This is a genomic window from Gluconobacter sp. (assembly GCF_047723935.1).
GTDB lineage: Bacteria > Pseudomonadota > Alphaproteobacteria > Acetobacterales > Acetobacteraceae > Gluconobacter.
Genome location: NZ_JBDOBO010000011.1, coordinates 25,450 through 48,495, shown reverse-complemented (window position 1 = coordinate 48,495; position 23,046 = coordinate 25,450). Strand labels below are relative to the sequence as shown.

Below are 23,046 nucleotides of genomic sequence, written 5' to 3'. Positions count from 1 at the left end.
CCATTTACCAACGATAGGACAAAGTAACGAATACTGCTCGTCCAGGCGCCCAGGCACAGGCAACCGAACGCGTACACATTGCTACGTAATGTCGGTTTGCGATGTTGGTCCCATTGAACTGCATTCCAAAACGCCGGTAATCCAGATGAGCCTGCAAATCCCAGACAAGCTGGCTTGGAACCGTGAATGTTTCCGGCAATGCTCCTGCCGTATTGCCTGTATAGCGTACACCTGCACCTAGTCCCGTAACCCAGTTTTTCGTCAGCCGAAAATCCCGCTTCAGGAACAGGGATGCCATATGAGACGGGACCGCAACCGGGCGCTGGTTTTTCTGGGCCGCAACGGTTGTCTTTGTAATCCGGGGATCCTGATAGGTGAAAGAGGCCAACATATCGATCCTGTATGGAAGACGTCCGACGCCTTCCGCCTCAAACCCACGCGTTCTCTGTTCGCCCGTCTGGATGTCATAGGTCGAATCAGCCGGGTCAGTTGTCAGAACATTGGTTTCGACCAGATTGAAGAAATCAGCCGTCAGCATGAAATCTTCGCCCCAAGGCGTTCCGTGCGGCGGCTTGTATTTCAGGCCAGCCTCGATCTGCTTTCCGCGCGTTGGCAGGAAAGGCGTATTCTCACGCGTCGTTCCGACCTGAGGCTGAAAAGATGTCGCATAAGAAACATAAGGCGCCAGGCCGATAGAGGACTTGTAGAGCAGCCCGACACGCCCAGTGAAAGCATTGTTCTGTTGAGGGGTCTGTGTCCCCGTACGATTATCGACAGTGAGACTTTCCGTAAAATCCTCTCGTCCTGAAAGGGTCAGATAGAAATGATGCCACTCCGCCTGTTCCTGCGCGTAAATCCCAGTCTGCGTCTCGGTCTCGTTCGTATTGGTCGTAGTGCCATAGGTTGGCCAACTGATCGTGCGATAGACGGGGTGGTACAGATCCAGGGACGGAGCCGTTCTCTGTCCGCGGCGGCTGGCCAGAAAATCACTTCGGAAATCCACACCAGCCAGTAGCTCATGATGCACCGGCCCCATCTTGAGCTTCAGGTTGGAGCGCGTATCCAGCGTCACGTTGTTGTAATTGGCGGACTGTAGCAACGCCCGTCGCGTCAGTGTGCGTTGATCAGAAGACAGGGCAACAGCCGTCACGAACCGATAGTCCAGATCCAGATGCGCGTATCGCATATTCTGGCTGATGGTCCAGTTCGGGGTCAGGCGCCGCGTGAAGCTGTAACCAAGGGCGACCTGACGCTTCGAATACACATCATAATCAGCATCGCTACTCAGGAAATTACGCGCAATGTACCCGTAAGGACTGGCAAAAAGCGTTCCAACAGACGGGAGAAACTGCGCTGTTGACCCTGCATCAAGCTGTTCATAGCTCGCAAGAATCGTGAAATCTGTCTTGCTATCCGGGCGCCATCGCAGGGACGGCGCCACATAGACTTCGTTATTCTTGATATTCTTCGCGTAGGTGTCGGACTTACGCAAAAGACCATTGAAACGCCATAGAAGCGTCTTGCCGGAATCAATGGCTCCCCCGACATCCGCAGCGCCCTGAACGCGGCTGTAAGATCCAGTCTGAAACGCAACCTCGTTCTGTTGATTTTCACGGGGTCGTTTGCTGACCGCATTGATGATGCCGCCAAGCTGCCCGGAGCCATACAACGCCGATGAAGCCCCACGCAGCACGTCCATTTCTTCAAGTCCCCACGGCTCTATGCTGAAGGACTGCGAGGACGCGGCATCGGGCGTACGTGTTCCATCAAGATAGATATCCGGGGAAAAACCCCGGATTGTCCCGAAATATCCGCGTGGGTCATCCTTGGAACCATAGTCAGAAACGCCCGCAGCGTAGCGAACCGCCTCGGACACACTGCGTGAGTTCAGCATCGCCATGCGCGCCTGGGTAATAACCGTCAGGTTCTGAGGAACATCTTCAAGCGGCGTGGACGTTTTGGTTGCAGCATTTCCGCCAGCCGAAAGCAACCCGACATGGCTGCCCTTCACTTTCAGGCGCTCTTCCCGGGCGTGATCAGCCGATTGTCCCTGCCGAACAGGCTCAGGCTGATGATGCCTTGAACCTTCCTTCTCCGGCTCCTGCGCGAACACCAGACCCGAAGGCAGCCCCAGCAACACTGTTGCACAGGGAATAAGACACGACCGTACCCGCATCGCCAAATCTCCGAAAAGCGAGCGGGGAGATAACACTAATGATAATTATTCTCAACAACTGAAAGCTGGAAACTCCGAAAAGCCTTCGAAATCTCCATCACTTTTTCAAATCATTACCTACGGTCGCACGCCTGTAACCAAACAAGCGTGCTCCTACGCCTCAATTCCCAACTGTCCCTGGAAGTAAAGCAACGGGGCTTCATCACGAACGGTGATGGACGTCGGCTTTGCCATGAACAGCGCGTGCGTACCGCCCTGAAACGTCTCCACCAATTCGCAGTGCATCTGCACCAGTGCGCCATCAATAAACGCCGTACCGTCTTCCGCTCGCACCACGACGTCTGATCCGAACTTATCTGCCGTGCGGCTGGCAAACAGCATGGCCACATCCTTGTGGCTGTTGTTCAGGATGCTCAGACCAAAACGCCCGGCTTCAGCAATGGCCTTGTAGGTCGAGCTGCCACGATGCAGGCAGATCAGAAGCAGGAGCGGATCAAGGGAAACAGATGTCAGGGCGCTGATGGTCGCCCCCTGTTCGCCTTCGCTTCCTTTGGCGGTCACAACAGCGACACCCGTTGCGAAATGGGACATCGCCCGGCGAAAGTCCTGCTCATTCAGTGTCGTCATGACAACTCTCCTGCCATCGTCGGAATTTTTGGTTCCGGCACCATTACAGGAGAACCACGACTGTCACCAGAAGCGGCCCTTTCGCAAGACGATCTCTTTTTCAGAAGCGGGCCGTCATGGGGTGGGCGCCCATGCGGCCATCTTCACGATCAAGTTTTGCGATCGCCGCCATGTCGTTCTCTGTCAGGGTAAAATCGAAGACATCCAGATTCTCCGCCAATCTCTTCAGGTTCGCCGATTTCGGTATCACGATAAGACCGCTCTGCAGATGCCAACGAATGATGACCTGAGCGGGCGTCCGCCCTACACTTCGAGCAATTTCCCCGATCGTGGCATTATCCAGCACCTGCCCTTTCCCAAGCGGACGCCATGATTCCGTGCGGATATTGTGTTGTTCGTTAAAGGCCCGCAGCGCCTTCTGCTGAAAAAATGGATGAAGTTCGATCTGGTTAACAGCCGGCACAACGCCGGTTGCATCCATGATGCGCGACAAATGTTCTGGCTCGAAATTGGACACGCCAATGGACTTGACCCGCCCCTCCTTTTGCAGCGTCACGAGGGCCTTCCATGTTTCTACGTACTGACCCTGTTCCGGCATTGGCCAGTGAATAAGATACATGTCCAAAACCGGACGACGCAGCAGACGGCAACTTTCCTCATAAGCGCGCAGCGTACTATCGTAGCCCTGCTCGTCATTCCAGACTTTCGTTGTCACGAATACATCGGGGTAGTCCGCCAGACCTTCACCGACGCCATCTTCGTTCCGATAGAGGCGTGCCGTATCGACGGAGTGATATCCGAGCTTCACAGCCTCCCGCACAACCGTTGCTGTCTCTTCAGGAGGCGTCTTCCACACACCCAGCCCAAGCTGCGGAATAACGCGGCCATCGTTCAGCATAATTCTTGTCTGGTTATCCAGATATGGCACCTCATCGTTCATCAGAAATTCCTTTTCAAATCTTGTTCTTACAGACCAAACGCCTGATCGGCCGCCTGAGTTCAGGCTGGCACCACGAGCTGTGAAAGCTTGCGCGCCAGAGCTTCTGTGCTGAAAGGTTTCACCAGCAGAGCACATCCAGGTTCAAGCAGGCCTTCGTCCAGAATATTCTGCTCCGCATAGCCGGTAATGAACAGAATTTTCAGATCGGGAAATCTGTCTCGCATCCGCGCAGCAAGCTGCCGCCCGTTCATTCCCCCTGGCATACCGATATCCGTGATCATCACGCTGGGCTGAACGCCATTCGAAAAACGATCTGACAGTTCCAGAGCTGAAATACCGTCTTCTGCTGTCAAAACCCGCGCGCCCAGATCTCCAACGACATCACTGACAATAAGTCGGACCGCTTCCTCGTCATCCACAACCAGAACCAGCTTCCCAGACAGTCGAACAGACGCCGTTTTTGTCAGCAAATCACCTTTCGAAACATCTGCTACCAACAGGTCGGCTGGGCCGTCATAACGGGGCAGCCACAGACTGACTGATGTTCCTTCTCCGGGCCGGGACCTGATCTGCGCCTGCCCACCAGACTGACGGGCGAAACCATAGATCATGCTCAACCCCAGACCTGTCCCCCTCCCCAGAGGCTTAGTCGTGAAAAACGGATCAAACGCGCGCTGAAGCGTCTCTTCCGCCATGCCGCAGCCGTTATCCTCAACCTTCAGAAGCACGTAGTCGCCAACAGACACACCCGCTTCATGACTGGCCACAGGGCCCAGAGAGGTATTGGCGCTCACAATCCGAATGGTTCCGCCGCTCTCCTGCATGGCATCCCGTGCGTTGATACAGAGATTGAGCACTGCGTTCTCAAGCTGGTTGGCATCCACCCGTGTCGTCCAGATACCCTGTTGCAGATCAAACTGGATCGACACCAACGGGCCGACACTCCCGCGCAAGAGCGTCTCCAGACCACACACCAGACCATTCACATCCGTAGGAACCGGATCTAGCGGCTGACGACGCGAGAACGCCAGCAAACGGTGTGTCAGGGATGCTGCACGCCGCACCGCGTCCTGTGACGCCGTGATATAACGGTCAAGACCAACAGTCCGTCCCTGCACCAGCCGGGTTTCAAGGAGTTCGAGACTTCCACCTATTCCGGCGAGAAGGTTGTTGAAGTCATGAGCAAGGCCACCTGTGAGCTGGCCCACGGCTTCCATCTTCTGGGACTGACGCAACTGCTCTTCCAGATCATTGCGTTCAGTAATGTCGCGGCCAACACCGTAAATGGTGTCACCTTCATTATTGAAATTCCAGTTATACAGCCGCCATGTGCCGTTCCGGTGCTTCATCCGCACATCCAGTGCGACATCGGACCCAGGCGTACTGAGTCGAACCCGGTCAAACGCTTCACAGACCGCAGCCTGATCATCCGGATGACACAGGGCTTCAATCCTCAGCCCGATCAGACCTTCCTGTGTGTAGCCCAGCGCTCGCAACCAGGAGGGACTAACAGCCATGTAGTGACCACTTCGGCTGATGATAACGAACAGGTCCTTGGCGATGGTCCAGAGGCGGTCACGTTCCCGCGTTCGCTGGCGGATCCGCTCCTCCAGCATCACGTTCATCTCACGCAGTTCCTGCTGGGTCTTGGCCTGGCGCATGGCGGCATGGGTGCGGTCCGCCACAGCGCGTGTGAAAACGATTTCTTCTTCCGTCCAGACATGCGGAACCGTGGAGTACACACACATCACGCCAACCAGCCTGCCAAACTTGAACAGGGGGACATGAAGAAGAGCGCAAATATTGAGATTTTCGAAGCGTTCGACATGCTTGAGGGTCAAGGCATCCAGACGCACATCCGAAATCGCGACAGTCCGCCCACGCGCCAGAAGCGGTCCGTAATCGCCATAATCGCGGAAGGCATGAAATCCACGAATGGATGTCTGATGCTGAACCTTGCTTCCTGATCCGAGCGTGACCGTGCGCATGGCGCCGATCAGAATACCTGTTCCCGCTTCGTCGACTGTCCCGTAAGCAGCACAGTTTGCGGAGAGCTCGCGACACAGGATCTGGGCGGCAACGCCTTCCATTTCATCAGCATTTTCTAGGGCGCGCAGCCGATCCCCAAGCTCCACCAAGGCTGCCTGACGCAGAGACTGTCTCTTGCTGTGATCAATATCGAGCACGATACCAGGAAAACGCAGCGGGCGTCTGTCTTCGGTCAGATCGCAGCGACCATTCCCTTCAAACCACCGCGTCCCCATCGGTGTGCGGACACGGAATTCGAAATCACATTGTCCGCCCGTATGCAGGGCATTCGTAATAGCGGCTGCAACACGCCCCTGATCTTCAGGCTCAATGGCGGCATAGAACGCGGTAGCTGGAACACCCTGCTCCAGTGCCTTTGCGTCGAGGCCAAGCGTTTCAGCCAGGCGGGCATCCCCGATCACGAGAGAGGAATTGTCATCCCACATCCATGTTCCGGCGATAGCACCTGCGTCCAGTGCAAGCTGAAGCCGAAGACTGGATTGATTGACTTCCGTCAGATCACGTCCGGTCGCCAGAAGACGCTGAACGTCTCCGTCTTCTCCGAAGATCGGCGTAACGGCGACATCCCAGAAGCGACGGTTTCCCCGCATGGTACTGGCATAGCCCTGAAAACGCCCGGCCTCTCCACTCAAGGCCGTCTTAACTGCTTGCATGGCCATGATACGAGCCTGACCTCGCCACAGATCAACCCAGGGAACACCGTGCAGGATAATCGGGCTATCGAGCTCCATGGCCTCGATACCACCCGCGTTGATGAACCGGATGCACCCGTCCAGATCGAGGATATGAATGCAGTCCGGAGAGCTGGACAGAAGAAGATGGGTAAAGGCTTCACTGGACCTGAGCGCTTCAGCCACCATGGAAGCATTTGAAACATCCATGATCACACCGACGGAATACAGATCCTCGCGGTCGGGCTGATCATCATCCCGCCAACCTCGAATGAGCAGATGCCGCACCATTGTCGGCCCCTGCGCATGCGAAACCATAAGGCGGACACGGTATTCGAAGCTGCCCTCTTCCCTGAGTTCGTCTTCTGCAACGCTCTCATAAGCAGCACGATCGTCCGGATGGAGGCAAGCATATGCATCCTCCATCGGAAGCCCTTGCATCAAACGTTCTGGAGGAAGCCCCCAAATCTGCGCAAAACGTTCATCCCCAAACAGAATACGGCGCGTCAGGTTGCAACGGAAAAAACCCATTTCTGCGGCTTCAGCCATACGCTTGATACGGCGGTCCAGCCGATGAAGCTGACTGGCCAATCCAGAACCATCTGCCATCGAAAATGATTGGGCAATATGGCGCGCGCACAGTGCCTGAACATTCTCCAGCCCCGGCGTTTTACATCTGACACACAACCAGACCTCGGGAGCGTTTTCATAAACCGGGAGGCTGCAAACACCCTTAGGATTTCCGCTTTCAAGCTCGGCGAGAAAACTGCTGTCTCCGCCAGAAGCTATCACCCATTCCCCACGACGATCCCGCAGGACCAGCGCAGCAGCCCCACCACCCAGACTGGCTGCCAGGGCCAGCAGATGCTCCGAGAAGTCTTCAAGAGCTGTTCTGATCTGATGCACGATCGAAGGAAGAGCATTGCCACTGGCTTGCGCTACTTCTGAACCGGCCGTCATGCTGTCTCTCCCGGTCACGCCGCTTTTCCGGGATGGACGAGGGCCGACCTCACACTAACAGATCTGCACAGGAACGCAGCCTCCTGCCTGTGTCCTTTTCCATAAAACCTTTGCGACCATCAAGACCGTGCTGCGTTTCCTTCGCCATGTGCCATCTGCTGAAGAAGGAAACCCGCCATGCTTGGAATTGATCTGAGTGGTCGTACAGCCCTTGTTACAGGGTCCACTGGCGGGATCGGGCTCGCCATAGCGCGGCGCCTGGCAGAAGCTGGCGCAACCGTCATCATCAACGGCCGCAAACAGGAAAGCGTCGACAAAGCGCTAGACGTTCTCCGGGAACGTATTCCTGGTGGTACCTTTCGCAGTGTGGTTGCGGATGTTGGAACGGCCGAAGGATGCGACACGCTTATAAATACTGAAAGCGCCGTTGATATCCTGATCAACAATGCCGGAATTTTTGGCCCCAATGACTTCTTCAAAACCACGGATGAAAGCTGGCAGAAGCTGTTCGAGGTAAACCTCTTTTCCGGTGTCAGGCTGGCGCGTGCCTATATGCCCGGCATGAAAGAGCGTAACTGGGGCCGTGTCCTTTTCATTGCATCGGAATCGGCAATCAATATTCCTGTGGAAATGATCGACTACGGTGTCAGCAAAACGGCCATGCTGGGCCTTGCCCGCGGTCTGGCCAAGGATATGGCGGGGACGAATGTCACGGTAAATTCCATCCTGCCAGGACCGACCCTTTCCGAGGGTGTAGAAGACATGCTCAAGGCCCAGCACCCTGACAGCACTCAGCCTGTGGAAGAGCTTGCGGCGGATTTCGTCCGGAAGCACCGCCCAAGCAATATCCTTCAGCGCATGGCAACAGTTGATGAAGTCGCGAATATCGTTGTTTACGCAGCATCGCCCCTCGCCTCTGCCACGACGGGTGCAGCTTTGCGGGTTGATGGTGGAACCGTCGATACGATCTAAAGACCCGAATTGAGAATAATAAAAAAGCCCCGGCGCCTTTCGACGCCGGGGCTTTTTTATGGGCCGTTACAGGCTCAGCCGCGACGTGCAGCGGCCAGCTTCTGATCTGTGCGATACTGGCTCAACGCATACACGGACCAGATTGCAGCCGGGATCCAGCCAATGACAGTCACCTGAAGGAACAGGCAGATAATACCTGCAAACGGGCGACCAATGGTGAAGAACTGAAGCCACGGCAGAAGCAGGGCAAGAATGAGACGCATAAGATAGTCCTTTCCTTAAAACAGGATCCGTCATTCTTCGTCAGGTCTGACATGGATGCAATGTTTCATCCGCCATGTCCGCCGTCAGGCACACTCGCCAGCTTCACGACAAATCAGTTCCAGCAGCAGCAGAGATCGACCGGTGACGGTGTATTCATGCTTCTGGTCAAAGACTTCTTTCTCAATCTCGCCACCAGCGTCTGGCTGGTTTGTGTCCAGCAGAAGCTTCCACCGGCCTTCTCCTGTCTCTGGCAGTATGAATGGAACGGCGTCTTTCCATCCATTAAATACAAGCAGAACAGTCGCATCTGACCCGCGTCGCATGATGCCACTCCGCTGGCTGCGGCCGTCAATCATCAGACCAAAACACTGATCATGCCCCCAGTCTTCCGGCATCATCTGGTTGCCGCCAGCAGTCAGCCAGGTAAGTTCCTGAACATCCAGCTCTTTATTGTAAGCCTCCGTCAGAAAGCGCCCACGCCGGAGAATGGGATACCGGCGCCTCAATCCTGTTAAGCGGCGAACGAAACTCTGAAGTTGGGCGCCTTCTTTGCCGATCTCCCAGTTCAGCCATGAAATCTCACTGTCCTGGCAGTAGGCATTATTGTTCCCCTGCTGCGTCCGGCCAAATTCGTCACCGGCCAGAAGCATCGGCGTTCCCTGTGACAGCAGCAGTGTGGACAGCATGTTCCTGCATTGGCGCCAGCGAGTAGCATTAATATCCGGGTCTTCTGTCGGTCCTTCCACACCATAATTGAAGGATCGGTTATCGGGAGAACCATCCTTGCCGTCCTCCCCGTTCGCATCGTTATGACGCTCGTTGTAGGAAACGCAGTCCATGAGCGTGAAGCCATCATGAGCCGTGACAAAATTCACACTGGCCCATGTCTGCCGCCCACTGTGGTTGAAACGGTCCGGGCTGGCCAGAAGCCTGGGCGCAAGGGCGCCTGACTTGGCCTCGCCACGCCAGAAATCACGAACAGTATCCCGGAACGTGTCATTCCACTCCGCCCAGCCCGGCGGAAAATTCCCAACCTGATACCCGCCGGGGCCAACGTCCCAAGGCTCGGCAATCAGTTTCACATGCGACAGCACCGGATCCTGACGGCAGACACGCAGAAACGTTGCATCATTGTGGAAACCGTCTTCTTCACGGGCAAGTATTGTTCCGAGATCAAACCGAAATCCATCAACACCCATTTCCTTGACCCAATATCTCAAGCTGTCCGCAACAAAGCGGATGCAGTTCAGATGTGTCAGGCTGAATGTGTTTCCGGTTCCTGTTTCGTTTATGTAATGTCTTTTGCTGTCCGGCATGAGCCGGTAATAGGAAACATTATCCAAGCCCCGGAATGAAAGGGTAGGGCCAAGCTCGTTACCCTCGGCTGTATGGTTATAAACAACATCCAGAATAACTTCGAGGCCCGCCTCGTGGCAGGCACGCACCAAAGCCCGGAATTCCTGAGCCGCATTATCAGGCTCTGCTGCGTAATGGCTTTCGGGGGCAAAAAAACCGATCGTATTATAGCCCCAGTAATTTCTCAGGCCCTTATCCGCCAGAAATTTGCTACTGACAAAGCTCTGAACAGGCAGGAATTCCACCGCCGTCACACCCATATCCCGAATACTTTTCAGAAGTTTCGGGTCTGACAGTCCGGCATAGGTTCCGCGCAGTTTCTCGGGCACTGCACCATTCAGCCGCGTGTATCCTTTCACATGCATTTCGTAGATGACCGTATCCGTCCAGGGTGTGTCAGGATGGTCAAAATGCTGAGGTGTCGGATCTATGATGATCGCTTTTGGTACGAATGATGCACTGTCTGCCGTACTGTAACTCAGGTCCTTGTCAGGATGGTCCAGCTCATATCCAAACAGGGAAGGATCCCATGTCAGATCGCCATGAAATGCCCTGGCGTACGGATCCATCAGCAATTTGTTGGGATTGAACCGATGTCCTTCATCCGGCTCATAAGGCCCATGAACACGGTAACCATATAACTGCCCCGGCTTCAGATCCGGGATCCATCCATGAAAAACATGATCGGTATATTCGGGCAGACGGATCCGGTCTGTTTCACGTGTTCCGTTTTCATCAAAAAGGCAGACTTCAACAGCTTTGGCGTGGGCAGAAAAAACGGCGAAATTGACCCCGGAATCGTCATACGTAGCTCCGAGATTATTGGGGTTTCCTTCCTGTAATCCCTTCTGACGCGAACTGCTCATCTTGATTGTTCCAGCAAAAACGCAAGCCAGCTTTCCTGCCCCGTGGCAGAGCCGTGCAGCTTTCAAGGCGGTAACGCTGGAGCGGGGTCTGACATGGCTGTAAATTATTTGTGAAGGCGTTTCCAACACCATCCATCAGACGTTGTGCCCTCGACAAAGCCAAAAAATATCCAACTCCGCATGATAGCGAGAAGGGGGTGTGTGATGACAACGAATACGCCCGTATCAGCCCTGAGAGAACTGCAACTCCTGTCTGTGGCTGCGGAGATCTATCCGCTGATCAAGACCGGAGGGCTGGGAGATGTTGTTGGCTCACTGCCGGCCGCACTTGAACCTCATAGAATCTGCACGCGCACCCTCGTTCCCGGCTACCCAGCCGTTCTGCACGCACTCTGCAATCGCAAAGAAACGATCCGGATTGATAATGTTCTTGGATATACCGTCACGATCTGGGAAGGCCGGACCGATGGAAACACGCTCTATGTCGTAGACGTCCCAGAACTCTATAACCGTCCCGGCAATCCATATCTTACTCCAGACGGGCAGCCCTGGAGCGACAACGGCATCCGTTACGCAGTCCTCTGCCGAGCGGCTGCCTTGATTGCCTCCGGAACACTCCCGGGCTGGAAGCCCGACGCAGTTCTGAGCCATGACTGGCACGCCGGGCTGGTTGCCGCCTATCTGCGCTATATGGAGGGCCCGACACCGCCGGTGGCCCATGTCGTGCATAATCTCGCGTTTCAAGGGCTCTTTCCCCGCGAAATGCTGCATACATTCGGTTTGCCGGACTGGTCTTTTACCTTCGACCAACTCGAATATTACGGCCAGATCAGCTTCATGAAGGCTGCGCTTCAGCTTTCAGATCGGCTGATCAGTGTGTCACCAACTTATGCAGAAGAAATTCAGACCCCTGAGGAAGGAATGGGGCTGGATACCGTCCTGCGGGCACGTTCCAACGCCTTGACCGGTATCCTGAATGGCGTGGACCTTCGGGAATGGAACCCCATGACCGATCCCTCCGTTTTTTTTCCTTATGCGGTTGGAGACATCATCGCGCGCCGTGCGAACAAGCGTGTGTTTCAGGCTGAGTTTGGCCTTCCCCAGAAATCGGATGCTCTGCTTCTCGGGATGGTCAGTCGTCTGACAACACAGAAAGGGGCTGACCTTCTCGCAAAGCTGGCCCCTCGCCTCTTTCAGGAGAATATCCAGCTCGCTGTTGTCGGTGTGGGTGATGAAGGCATCATGCAGGAGTTTGCGGCCCTACGAAGCCGGTATCCGCAAAATTTCGTCTGCCATCTGCGGTACAGCGAAACACTCGGCCACAGACTACACTCTGCGGTCGATGCATCCTTAATCCCCTCGCGCTTTGAACCCTGCGGCCTGACACAGTTTCATGCGCTGCGTTACGGATCAATCCCGATTGCAGCCCGCGTGGGAGGGCTGAGCGACACCATTATTGATGCCAATTCAGCCGCCGTGTCAGAGGGCGTTGCAAACGGAATCCTGTTTTCCCCCACAACGGAAGACATGCTGTATCTGGCAATCCGCCGCGCGCAGGCATTGTTTCGTCAAAAAGCCGTCTGGGCACGGATGCAGCGGAATGGGGCGCTGCACGATGTGTCCTGGAATGGCAAAGCCGCGCAATACGCCCGCCTGCTGCAGGATATGACCGGCCATGAAACAGTCATGACAGAGCCGGGCAGTGATATCGCCCCACGCCGGGCCGATCCGGCATCTGCACGTCCACGGCTGTCACGGCAGGTTGCCCGGATGCCGCGCACCGCGGGCGACACAGCCACGTCCGCACTTGTTCCATTCACGCCCCGTACGGGCACCCGATCCTGAAGGTTTTCCGCATAATGGCTCGTCCGGTCGATCCCGTTCTTCAATCCATGACAGACGCACTTATGGCCGGGCAGTGCAGTGACCCGTTTGCTCTGCTCGGCCGCCACCGGGATCATCGCCAGGATATTGTGAGAGTCTTTTACCCTGATGCAGTGGAAGTCCATCTCATGGTGGAACAGGCATCAGGGCAGGTCCTGGAAAAGACCATGCGTCGGATCGATGATCGCGGCCTGTATTCCGCCACGCTCCCCCGCTCCGCCCGCTATCACCTGCGCATCCGCTGGGCCGATGCCTGGCAGGACACCCATGACCCATACAGCTTCGGCCTTCTTCTGGGCGACATGGATTTGTATCTTTTTTCAGAAGGGAAGCATCAGCAGATCGACCAGATGATGGGCGCCATCCCCATGACCGTTGACGGTGTGAGCGGCGTCCGCTTCGCAGTGTGGGCGCCAAATGCCAAGCGTGTTTCCGTCGTGGGAGATTTCAATATCTGGGATGGCCGCCGGCATTGCATGCGCCTGCGTCATGGCTCTGGCGTGTGGGAGTTGTTCATTCCCAGCGTACACGCTGGAGAGCGTTACAAATACGAAATAGTCTCTCAGGATGGACGCGTCCTTCCCGCCAAGGCTGACCCCTATGCCAAAGCCGCAGAACTTCCGCCTGCCAATGCCTCTGTTATTGCAGCACCAGATGACTTTGTCTGGCACGACGCAGACTGGATGAGCACGCGCGCGGCCAGACATGCCAGTCAGGCTCCCATTTCAATTTACGAAATTCATGCCCCCTCATGGCGGCATCCCCAGCATGGCAATGACATCATGACATGGGAGGAACTGGGAGATGCGCTCATTCCGTATCTTCAGGATCTGGGATTCACTCATTTGGAGCTCCTCCCGATCGCGGAATATCCCTATTCCGGCTCATGGGGTTATCAGCCGCTCAGCCTGTATGCGCCTACAGTGCGCCATGGTTCACGTGCTCAATTTGCCAACTTCGTTAATCGTTGCCACCAGGCTGGCCTCGGCGTCATCATCGACTGGGTCCCGGCCCACTTCCCAGCGGATCAGCACGGGCTTAGCCAGTTCGATGGCACACACCTCTATGAACATGCAGACCCGCAGGAAGGCTATCATCAGGACTGGCACACCCTGATTTATAATTACGGGCGCAATGAAGTCTGTGGTTTTCTGGCGGGGAGCGCTCTCCATTGGCTTGAACAGTTCCATGTCGACGGCCTGCGCGTCGATGCTGTCGCGTCCATGCTGTACCGGGATTACAGCCGCAAAGAAGGCGAATGGCGCCCCAATATTCATGGAGGGCGCGAAAATCTGGAAGCGGTCAATTTCCTGCGCCATCTTTCAGAAACACTGGAAGACCTCCACCCCGACACAATGCTGATCGCGGAAGAATCGACGTCCTGGCCAGGCGTGACAGCGCCCGCCAGAACAGGCGGCCTGGGCTTTACCTACAAATGGAATATGGGCTGGATGCATGACACGCTGCGGTACATGGAGCTTGATCCGCTCTGGCGCAGTTACCACGCAAACGACATCACTTTCGGCATGATCTATGCTTATTCGGAACGTTTTATCCTGCCACTTTCCCATGATGAGGTTGTTCACGGAAAAGGGTCTCTCCTGACCAAAATGCCGGGAGATGAGTGGCAGAAACATGCCAATCTGCGCATACTCTATGCCCTGATGTGGGCCTATCCGGGCCGAAAACTTCTCTTCATGGGTGGAGAGCTGGCTCAACCGCACGAATGGAATCATGAAGGTGAGTTGGCATGGTATCGGCTGTGGGACGGGTATGGCCGCGGCATGCATGAGACGGTTCGTTCCATCAACACGCTGTATCGCTCGCACCCTGCTCTTCACGCTTCCGATGATGAGCATGAAGGGTTTCAGTGGCTCGTTGCCGATGATATCGCAAACACCGTTTTTGCCTGGCTCAGACAGTCTCCAGATGCACGCCCTGTTCTTGTTGTGGGCAACATGACGCCTGTTCCCCGCATGAACTACCGCATCGGCGTTCCATGGCGCGGTGAATGGCGAGAGCTCCTCAATACAGACGCAGCCCATCTGGGCGGAAGTAATCTCGGCAATCATGGGCGAGTGTACGCCCAGGATATTCCCGCCCATGGCATGCCACACTCTGTCGAACTGATCCTCCCACCCCTTGCCGTGCTTTATCTTTCTCCAGCCCCCTGAGACAAAGGACGCAGCGCATGTCTTCCTTCAGGTTTAAAAACCGCCTGGGTGCAGAACTCATCGCTCCCGATCGGACACGGTTCACGCTCTGGGCTCCCTCCTGTGAGAGAGTTTTCGTGGAGGTGGAGGACCTTCCGCCCATCGCCATGAGGCGACACGCAGATGGAACATTCGTCGCCGAAGCACCTTGCGGTGCCGGAGCGCGATACCTCTACCGCGTCCGCGACAACGTCACGGTTCCTGACCCGGCCAGCCGCTTTCAGCCTGATGGCGTACATGGGCGAAGCGAAATTCTTGACCCCGATTTTTATGATTGGAAAACACCAGACTGGAAGGGGCGCCCATGGGAAGAAACAATCATTTACGAGACGCATCTGGGTCTTGAAGGCAATTATGAGGGCATGAAAGCCCGCCTTCAGGAACTGGCAGATCTGGGCATCACAACCGTTCAGTTCATGCCGGTCAACAGTTTCAGTGGTCACTGGAACTGGGGATATGATGGCGTTCTGGTTTATGCCCCAACGCCAGCTTATGGACGGCCGGAAGCCCTGAAGGACCTGATCGACCATGCTCATTCACTGGGTCTGATGGTCTTTCTGGATGTTGTGTACAATCACTTCGGCCCAGATGGGAATTACCTGCTGGAATATGCAAAGGGCTTCTTCGACCCGCGCTACGACACACCCTGGGGTGATGGTATCGACTTCCATAACCCAATCGTAGCAGATTTCTTTATCGACAATGCGCTTTACTGGCTGATGGAATATCGCTTCGACGGCCTCCGCATCGATGCCGCATGGGCCATTACGGATCGACAATGGTTTTATAAACTTCAAAGCCGCATTCACAAGACTGTCGAAAAAGGGCGGCATGTCCATTTAATCCTTGAAAACGAGAACAATGACGCGGGCCTTCTGCGCGATGGCTATTCCGGACAGTGGAGCGAGGACTGGCACCACACCCTGACCGTCATGCTCAGCGGAGAGGACAAGGGGTTTTTCCTGCCGTTTCATCACGAAACAACCGGCTTGCTTAAACGTGTCCTGACAGAGGGGCTTGCGTGGCAGGGCGAATATTTTCCGCCGCGTCGGAAACCGCGTGGCAGTCCGAGCAGCGATTTGCCTCCAACAAAATTCGTAACGTTTTTACAAAACCACGATCAGATCGGTAATCGCCCTCTGGGGGAAAGATTGATCACCCTTTCTGACCCGGACGCCTTCAAAGCCGCCTATGCACTGCTTCTTCTTTGCCCCATGACGCCAATGCTATTCCTTGGGGAAGAGTGGGGCTCAAAAGCACCATTCTATTTCTTTTCAGATTTTCACGGCGCTATTGGCGAGAAGGTCCGTCGTGGGCGCGAAGAGCAGTTTGCCGAATACTGCAACCTGACGGACCCGGAAATTCTTGCGACACTTCCTAGCCCCACTGACCCGAAAACATTTCGAATTTCTCGCCCGGACCGAGCCGAACGGGACACACCGGAGGGTCAGGCATGGCTTGCCAGAACAAAAGAACTTTTGGCCTTACGCCATTCCAGAATTACGCCGCACCTGAAAGGAGCTTACAGCGCGGGAGCTGATATTCTGGGAGAGAAAGCTGTCATTGCCTCCTGGACTCTTGGGGACGGCAGCCTGCTGACCATCGCCGTTAATCTGGGGACAGACACTGTCTCGCTCTCCGAGCCAGAAAACATCTTTTACGAAACCAGCCTTAAACGAGCATCCCAGACGCTTCCGCCCGGAACGCTCGTTGCGGCACTTGGTCGCGCCTTTTAACAAGAGCGACCTACAAAATTACAGCGGACGGTCGCCCTGGCTGGACGCTGTTTTTTCGTTCAGCCAGCCGCCCTGAAATCCCGCGCGCTTCAAACCATCACGCAGGTAAGGATTCTTTTTCATCGTGTTCCACACGAAGCCACTGCGCCAGTTTTCCAGCATCAGCAGAATAGGTCCCTGATCAATGCCAAGCTGCTGCCCGTCGACCCAGTAATCATTCTTGTCTTTGAATGACGGGTTGAAGGAGTCCAGGAAGCCATACTGATTGTAAATCCGGCTTCCGTAGCGCTTGCGCATCTCTTCCAGTGCGGGAAGAGCAATTTCAGGCGCGAAGGCAATCGATCCGCCCGCGGCTGTTGGTGCAATGGTGCCATCGTCCAGAATGTAATCCCGGCCTGCACCACGCGCACTGTAGGCGAGGTAATGGCGATGCTTTCCGTCATAATCCTGCTGAATGTCCCCGGGGCCATCACAGGCGGTCAGACCCCAGATATTGGCACCGTAGTCCTTCCAGTCTCCGGGATTAGCCTGTGCGTAAGCGCGCTGCGCGTACACGGCTTCACGCCCGTTTTGGAAATAGTCATCATCATGCTTGCGATTGAAATCGTCCTGAATGCCACGGAAATCAATCCAGGATTCGCTGTACTGGTGACCAAAGAGTGGTGCGAAATTCAGCAGCTTATGGCCCTGAAAATCTCCCCATTGCCCGTCGTAGGTTGCCGTCCAGGTCTTCCATGTTTCTGCCGCAAGGGGATGCGTCGGCGATGCAATGGCCAGAAGATAAATGATCAGACCTTCATTATAGCCCTTCCAATCCGTCGTGATGAACGTGTTGGGCGGCGACCAGCCCATGCTCAGCCAAGGGCCATGCGCTTTCATCCACGTCCAGTCGATACGACGGTACAGGCGATCAGCAATGTCGCGGATTTCTTTTTCCTGCGCAGTATCCCGGTCATAATAAGACTGGGAAAAGAGAACACCGCCCATGAGAAGCGTTGTGTCTACACTGGAAAGTTCAGACCAGTCCGCGACGCGCAGGCCGGTATTGGGGTCCAGAAAATGGTAGAAAAAGCCTTTGTACCCTGCTGCACCTGAAACCTTGTCGTTCTGCGGCAGACCAATCAGAAATCTCAGGGTCGTCAGCGTGCGGTCCGCAGCCTGTTGGCGGGTTATGTATCCGCGCTCCGCTCCAATCCCATAAGCCGTCAAACCGAAGCCCACACCCGCAATGCTCGCAGCACCATTCGGCAAGGGAGACCGATCAGGGATCAGCCCATTCTTGGGGTTGGCCGTATCCCAGAACCATCGGAACGTCCGATGTTCCAGATCTTCCACAAAAGCCTGATCCGCTGTCGTGAGGGATGGTGGTTTGTCGGCCTGCGGTATCGCCGCGCCTGCCGCAATGGCAGACCCTGAAAAGATGGCAAGATGCACAACTCCTGCCGCCACTCCAGTCCGGAGGATACGGGAGGATGAAGCACAGAACTTTTGTCCTGCACGTCGTGCTGTCGAGAGAAACCTGCTGCCTGGCGCAGGCTGCATCCGAAAGTCAGTGCTCATAGGTTCACCATAAGCGCAGAAGATGCATCACTTGAACGTGGTGTTACATCACAACGGCGTGATGTCTGCGAGGCTTGGAAAACTGCCAGAAATATCGAAAATTATCCACTCTGAAATTCAAACATCCGGAGCGGTTTTGTAAGCTTTCGTTACATAGACGATTCTCACATCCCGATGTCGTCAGACCTCCAGAAGACGAGCAGCAATTTCTGCCGTTACGAAGGCTGCAATCATCTCAGGACGCTTGTCCCGTACGCCAAAATCTCCAATCGGGCACACCAGTTTATCAATCTGCTGCTGCGGGATGTCGATTGCCCGGAACGCACTTTCAAAACGTTTCCGTTTCGTACGAGAGCCGATCATCCCAACGTATCGCAGATCATTTCGCGCCAACGCTGCCCCCGTAATGAGGGCATCCAGAGTGTGACTTTGTGTCAGCACCAGAACGCCCGAACCAGCAGGCGCTGCATTCAAAGTGCTTTCCCAGTCGGATGTGATCTGTGCTTCGACTGTTGGCGGAACAGGCCCGAACTCATCTTGCCGGGCATCAACCCAGACAAGCCTGAGGGGCAGAAGCGCCAGCGATTTCGCCAGCGCTCTCCCAACATGCCCTGCTCCGAACAGAATCAACTGAGGCAGCATCTCCCGCTCCTTCCAGGCCCGACGCTCAATGTCATCCAGGTCCCGTATACGCTCGATGCTAACCGTTACGGCACCGCCACAGCACTGATTGATGGCAGGCCCCAGCGGGATATGCCGCTCCAGATGATCGTCACCATTGGTGAGAAGGGCGCGGGCATCCGCCATGCAATCCCACTCCAGACGCCCGCCACCGATCGTGCCAACCTGCTCGTGTTGTGTGAGGAGCATATAGGCTCCGGCCTCACGCGGCGTGGAGCCCTTGGCGACCAGAACCGTAATTCTGGCCACCGCCTCCCCCGCATCACGCCAGCGGCGGATGGCTTCCAGCATGATCAGTCGATCTCGCCACGGAGGCTCATGGCAGTCCGCAGAACCCGTTCCGGCGTCGCGGGCGCATCAAGCTGCGGGCACGTCCTGTAATCGTTCAGGCTGGCCAGCGCATCCGAAATGGCCTGAAGAACGGCCACGCCATGCACAAACGGTGGCTCTCCTACCGCCTTGGACCGGAAAATCGTCTCTTCCCGGTTCGGCATATTCTCAAGCAGTTCCACGTTGAAAATACGCGGACGATCCGAACAGGCCGGAATCTTGTACGTACTCGGAGCATGGGTCCGCAGACGGCCAGCAGGATCCCAGACCAGTTCTTCCATCGTCAGCCAGCCAGCACCCTGCACGAAGCCGCCTTCAATCTGCCCGACATCAATATCCGGATTCAGGGACTGCCCGGCGTCATGGAGAATATCCACGCGGTCCATGGTGTTCTCACCCGTCAGCAGATCAACGGACACTTCGGCACAGGCCGCGCCATAAGCGAAGTAATAAAACGGACGTCCCCGCCCCGTTGCTGGGTCCCAGGAAATCTTGGGCGTTTTGTAGAACCCATTGGAAGACAGGGAAATACGGGCAAAATAAACCTGCCAGGCGAGTTGCTGGAAAGTCATGACGTCTGACCCGACATGCACGCCATCTGGCAGGAACTGCACGTCTTCCTCAGCAACGTTCCACTTCTCGGCGGCAAACGCGATCATGCGGCGCTTGATCTTGGTGATGGCATCCAGAACTGCCATGCCGTTCAGATCTGCCCCGGAAGACGCAGCCGTTGCGGATGTGTTGGGAACCTTGCCCGTTGTGGTGGCTGTGATGCGGACCCGATCGGACGTCAGGCCAAACTCACGCATGGCAATCTGCACCATTTTCGTGTGTAGACCCTGCCCCATCTCCGTCCCGCCATGGTTCACCTGCACGGAACCATCCGTGTAAACATGAACCAGAGCACCAGCCTGATTGTAATGTGTCGCCGTGAAGGAAATGCCGAATTTTACTGGCGTCAGGGCAATCCCGCGCTTGATGTAACGACTGGTTTTATTGAAAGCGCGGATCTCTTCCTTGCGCTTTGCATAATCGCAGCGCCGCACCAGTTCCGTGACAATTTCCCGGCTAATCGAGTCTTCCACCGTCATATGATACGGCGTGATGTTCCGATCCGTCGTTCCATAGAAATTGCGTAGTCGCACGGTCACAGGATCAAGCCCCGTCGCGAATGCGACTTCCTCAATCACGCGCTCTGCCGCGACAATGCCTTGCGGGCCACCGAAGCCTCGATAAGCCGTGTTGGACTGCGTATTGGTGCGCAGTGGTTCGGAACGAAACCGTACGTCCGGATAAAAATACGCGTTGTCCGCATGAAACAGCGCACGATCCACCACAGGTCCGGACAGATCGGCGGACCAGCCACACCGGGCGGCCAGAACCATATCGACCGCCAGAATGTCACCGTCATCCGTGAAGCCGACATCATAATCTACGACAAAATCATGCCGCTTGCCGGTCATCATCATGTCGTCGTCACGGTCCAGACGCATCTTGGCAGCCTGCCCGGTCAGATCAGCCGCAATGGCCGCCAGACAGGCCGCAGCATTGGCCTGCGTTTCTTTGCCCCCAAAGCCCCCGCCCATCCGGCGCACTTCAGTCGTGACCAGATGATGCGGCCGCCCCAGAACACACGCCACCAGATGCTGCGTTTCAGACGGATGCTGCGTGGAAGACCAGACACGCATTTCCCCGGCCTCACCCGGCTGAGCCAGAGCGGCCTGGCCTTCGAGGTAGAAATGCTCCTGGCCGCCCATCGTGATATTGCCAGACAGACGACGCGGTGCGGCAGCCAGTCCGGCATCCACATCACCACGCTTCATGACCAGCGGACGCCAGACCAAATCACCGCCAGCTTTCCGCGCCTGAGCGACGTTCAGGATAGCGGGCTTTTCTTCATACTCAATCTTGGCAAGCCGGACGGCCTGACGGGCAGCCTGCCGGGACGTTGCCACTACGGCAAACATCGGCTGGCCCCAGTAATAGACATGATCCGTGGCCAGCAGAGGCTCATCATGCGCATGAACCGGGCTGATCTCGTTCTCGCCCGGAACATCCTCGGCAGTCAGAACCCGCACCACACCCGGAGCAGACCGCACGGCGCTCAAATCCATGGACACAATGCGGGCATGCGCCTTCGTGCTCAGTCCCGGGACAACATGCAACATGCCTTTCGGCTCAGGCATATCGTCAATGTAGTTTGCGCGCCCTGTCACATGCAGGATCGCGCTTTCATGCTTCATGCTGGTCGAGGCAGCACCCTGAACCATCGGGATCTTGCGAGCTTCAGACATGGGCGAGCCCTCCCGTACGGGCCAGACGGGCCTGTGGGCCGCCCGTTGTTTCCTCAAAGAAGCGCGTCAGCAGATTCGCGGCGACTGTCCGGCGATACCAGTCTGTGGCGCGCATATCCGTCAGAGGCGTGAAGTCCTGTGCAATCGCATCCCTTGCGGCGTCCAGCGCAGCCTCATCCCACTGGCGGCCGAGCAGAGCCGCTTCAGCATTCGCTGCGCGTTTCGGTGTCGCTGCCATCCCACCATAGGCCAGCCGGACGGACGTAATGATTCCGTCTGCATTCCGGCGCATGAAAAAAGCCCCCAGAACCGCTGAGATATCCTGATCGAACCGTTTGGAAATCTTGTAAGCGCGGAACTGAACGTCCTTTTCAGGAACCGGAAGGGTAACGGCTTCCACAAACTCCCCGGGCCGCCGATCCTGCTTTCCATAAGCAATGAAATAGGCTTCCAGAGGCATGGAGCGACGTTCATTGCCCAGTCGCAAATGCAGGGTTGCACCAGCGGCAATGAACATTGGTGGCCCGTCGCCAATCGGCGAACCATTGGCGATATTTCCACAGACTGTCGCGCTGTTTCGCACCTGCGTTGAGCCCAGCCGACGGATCATCTCTGCCGCATCGGGGAGAAGTTCTGCGATAAACGGCTTGGCTTCCTGATAGGTCACGGCAGCCCCGATCGTCAGGCCTCCATCCGTGCGCTCAATCTTCCGCAACTCAGGGACACGGCCGATCGAGACAACATGCCGCAGTTGCTTCATGCCTTTGGTCACCCACAGACCCACATCCGTTGCCCCGGCGACAATCGTGGCATCGGGATGCTGCACCAGCGTTTCGGCCAGAACATCGACACTCGCCGGAATTGTGAGGGTGCCTTCCGTGCCGGACAACTGAACGGTTTCACCATCATTCAGGGCTGTTAGACGCTCCGTGATCGTTTCAATCTGAGCATCGAAACGGTCCGGCCCGGCGGACATGGACTGTTTCATGGCCCGTACGATCGGCGCGTATCCGGTGCAGCGGCAGAGATTTCCAGCCAAAGCATCGTCAATCTGGGCGTCATCGACAGTCGCGTCAGGCCTCTTGCGATACGCGGCCATGGACATGACAAAACCAGGTGTACAGAAACCGCACTGTGAACCGTGCTGTTCAACCATGGCAGCCTGCACAGGATGCGGTGCGTCCGGCGTACCGAGGTCTTCAATCGTATAAACCTGTGCCCCGTCCAGCATGCTGACAAACTGGATACACGCATTCACAGCACGCCAGACGAGCCGGTCCTGATCCAGTCGCACGACCAGTACAGTGCAGGCACCGCAGTCGCCTTCGTTACACCCTTCTTTCGTTCCGGTCCGGCCACGGTCACGCAGCCAGTCCAGAAGTGTCAGGGTCGGGCTCAGGCCACTGAGAGTGCAGTGCTCGTCACCGAGATAGAATTGTACAGCCTGTCTCATGATTCTTGCCCTCC

Annotated in this window: 14 protein-coding genes; 4 read left to right on the top strand and 10 right to left on the bottom strand. The window is 56.1% G+C overall.

The genetic code is table 11. The features are described from left to right. Positions 1 to 4: 4 nt before the first annotated feature. The 4 genes from ABF979_RS06735 to ABF979_RS06720 form a co-directional block, all read right to left on the bottom strand. Positions 5 to 2,176, bottom strand: a complete 2,172-nt coding sequence (locus ABF979_RS06735) for a TonB-dependent siderophore receptor (RefSeq protein WP_415558678.1) — start codon at positions 2,174 to 2,176, stop codon at positions 5 to 7. Between the two features lie 153 nt (positions 2,177 to 2,329). Continuing rightward, positions 2,330 to 2,803: a flavin reductase family protein gene (locus ABF979_RS06730; protein ID WP_046900185.1), complete on the bottom strand. Its 474-nt coding sequence runs from the start codon at positions 2,801 to 2,803 to the stop codon at positions 2,330 to 2,332. Positions 2,804 to 2,903: 100 nt separating this feature from the next. Continuing rightward, positions 2,904 to 3,743: an aldo/keto reductase gene (locus tag ABF979_RS06725; RefSeq protein WP_415558677.1), complete on the bottom strand. Its 840-nt coding sequence runs from the start codon at positions 3,741 to 3,743 to the stop codon at positions 2,904 to 2,906. Positions 3,744 to 3,802: 59 nt separating this feature from the next. After that, entirely contained in the window at positions 3,803 to 7,423 is a 3,621-nt protein-coding gene (locus ABF979_RS06720; protein WP_415558675.1) for a PAS domain-containing protein, read from the bottom strand. Between the two features lie 177 nt (positions 7,424 to 7,600). Here ABF979_RS06720 and ABF979_RS06715 point away from each other — a divergent pair, with 177 nt between their 5' ends. Then, a complete protein-coding gene (locus ABF979_RS06715; protein WP_415558673.1) occupies positions 7,601 to 8,395 on the top strand; it encodes an SDR family NAD(P)-dependent oxidoreductase in 795 nt (264 codons plus the stop codon). A 74-nt stretch (positions 8,396 to 8,469) separates the two neighbouring features. On the opposite strand, the gene ABF979_RS06710 is transcribed toward ABF979_RS06715, so the two are convergent. Both ABF979_RS06710 and glgX read right to left on the bottom strand, forming a co-directional pair. Continuing rightward, entirely contained in the window at positions 8,470 to 8,658 is a 189-nt protein-coding gene (locus ABF979_RS06710; RefSeq protein WP_086634214.1) for a YqaE/Pmp3 family membrane protein, read from the bottom strand. Positions 8,659 to 8,742: 84 nt separating this feature from the next. After that, positions 8,743 to 10,881 carry a glycogen debranching protein GlgX gene (glgX, locus tag ABF979_RS06705; RefSeq protein WP_415558671.1) on the bottom strand — a complete coding sequence of 713 codons (2,139 nt, stop codon included), beginning with the start codon at positions 10,879 to 10,881 and terminating at the stop codon, positions 8,743 to 8,745. A gap of 204 nt (positions 10,882 to 11,085) precedes the next feature. On the opposite strand from glgX, the gene glgA reads away from it, so the two are divergent. From glgA to treZ, 3 genes are read left to right on the top strand one after another with little or no spacing between them, the layout of a single operon-like run. Beyond that, entirely contained in the window at positions 11,086 to 12,726 is a 1,641-nt protein-coding gene (gene glgA, locus ABF979_RS06700) for a glycogen synthase GlgA (protein ID WP_415558670.1), read from the top strand. A gap of 14 nt (positions 12,727 to 12,740) precedes the next feature. Next, complete coding sequence (gene glgB, locus ABF979_RS06695) at positions 12,741 to 14,939, top strand: 1,4-alpha-glucan branching protein GlgB (protein WP_415558668.1); 2,199 nt, start codon at positions 12,741 to 12,743, stop codon at positions 14,937 to 14,939. A 17-nt stretch (positions 14,940 to 14,956) separates the two neighbouring features. Beyond that, positions 14,957 to 16,714, top strand: a complete 1,758-nt coding sequence (gene treZ / locus ABF979_RS06690; RefSeq protein ID WP_415558666.1) for a malto-oligosyltrehalose trehalohydrolase — start codon at positions 14,957 to 14,959, stop codon at positions 16,712 to 16,714. Positions 16,715 to 16,732: 18 nt separating this feature from the next. Here treZ and ABF979_RS06685 read toward each other — a convergent pair whose 3' ends face one another. From ABF979_RS06685 to xdhA, 4 genes are all read right to left on the bottom strand, one after another. After that, the gene (locus ABF979_RS06685) at positions 16,733 to 18,274 is read right to left on the bottom strand and encodes a glucoamylase family protein (protein ID WP_415558664.1); all 1,542 of its coding nucleotides are present in this window, start codon (positions 18,272 to 18,274) and stop codon (positions 16,733 to 16,735) included. A gap of 180 nt (positions 18,275 to 18,454) precedes the next feature. Continuing rightward, entirely contained in the window at positions 18,455 to 19,246 is a 792-nt protein-coding gene (gene xdhC / locus ABF979_RS06680) for a xanthine dehydrogenase accessory protein XdhC (protein ID WP_415558662.1), read from the bottom strand. A gap of 2 nt (positions 19,247 to 19,248) precedes the next feature. Next, positions 19,249 to 21,579 (bottom strand): xanthine dehydrogenase molybdopterin binding subunit, encoded by a 2,331-nt coding sequence (gene xdhB / locus ABF979_RS06675; protein ID WP_415558661.1) that lies wholly within the window; start codon positions 21,577 to 21,579, stop codon positions 19,249 to 19,251. After that, positions 21,572 to 23,032: a xanthine dehydrogenase small subunit gene (gene xdhA / locus ABF979_RS06670; protein WP_415558659.1), complete on the bottom strand. Its 1,461-nt coding sequence runs from the start codon at positions 23,030 to 23,032 to the stop codon at positions 21,572 to 21,574. Before xdhA ends, xdhB begins: the two co-directional genes overlap by 8 nt. Positions 23,033 to 23,046 lie beyond the last annotated feature (14 nt).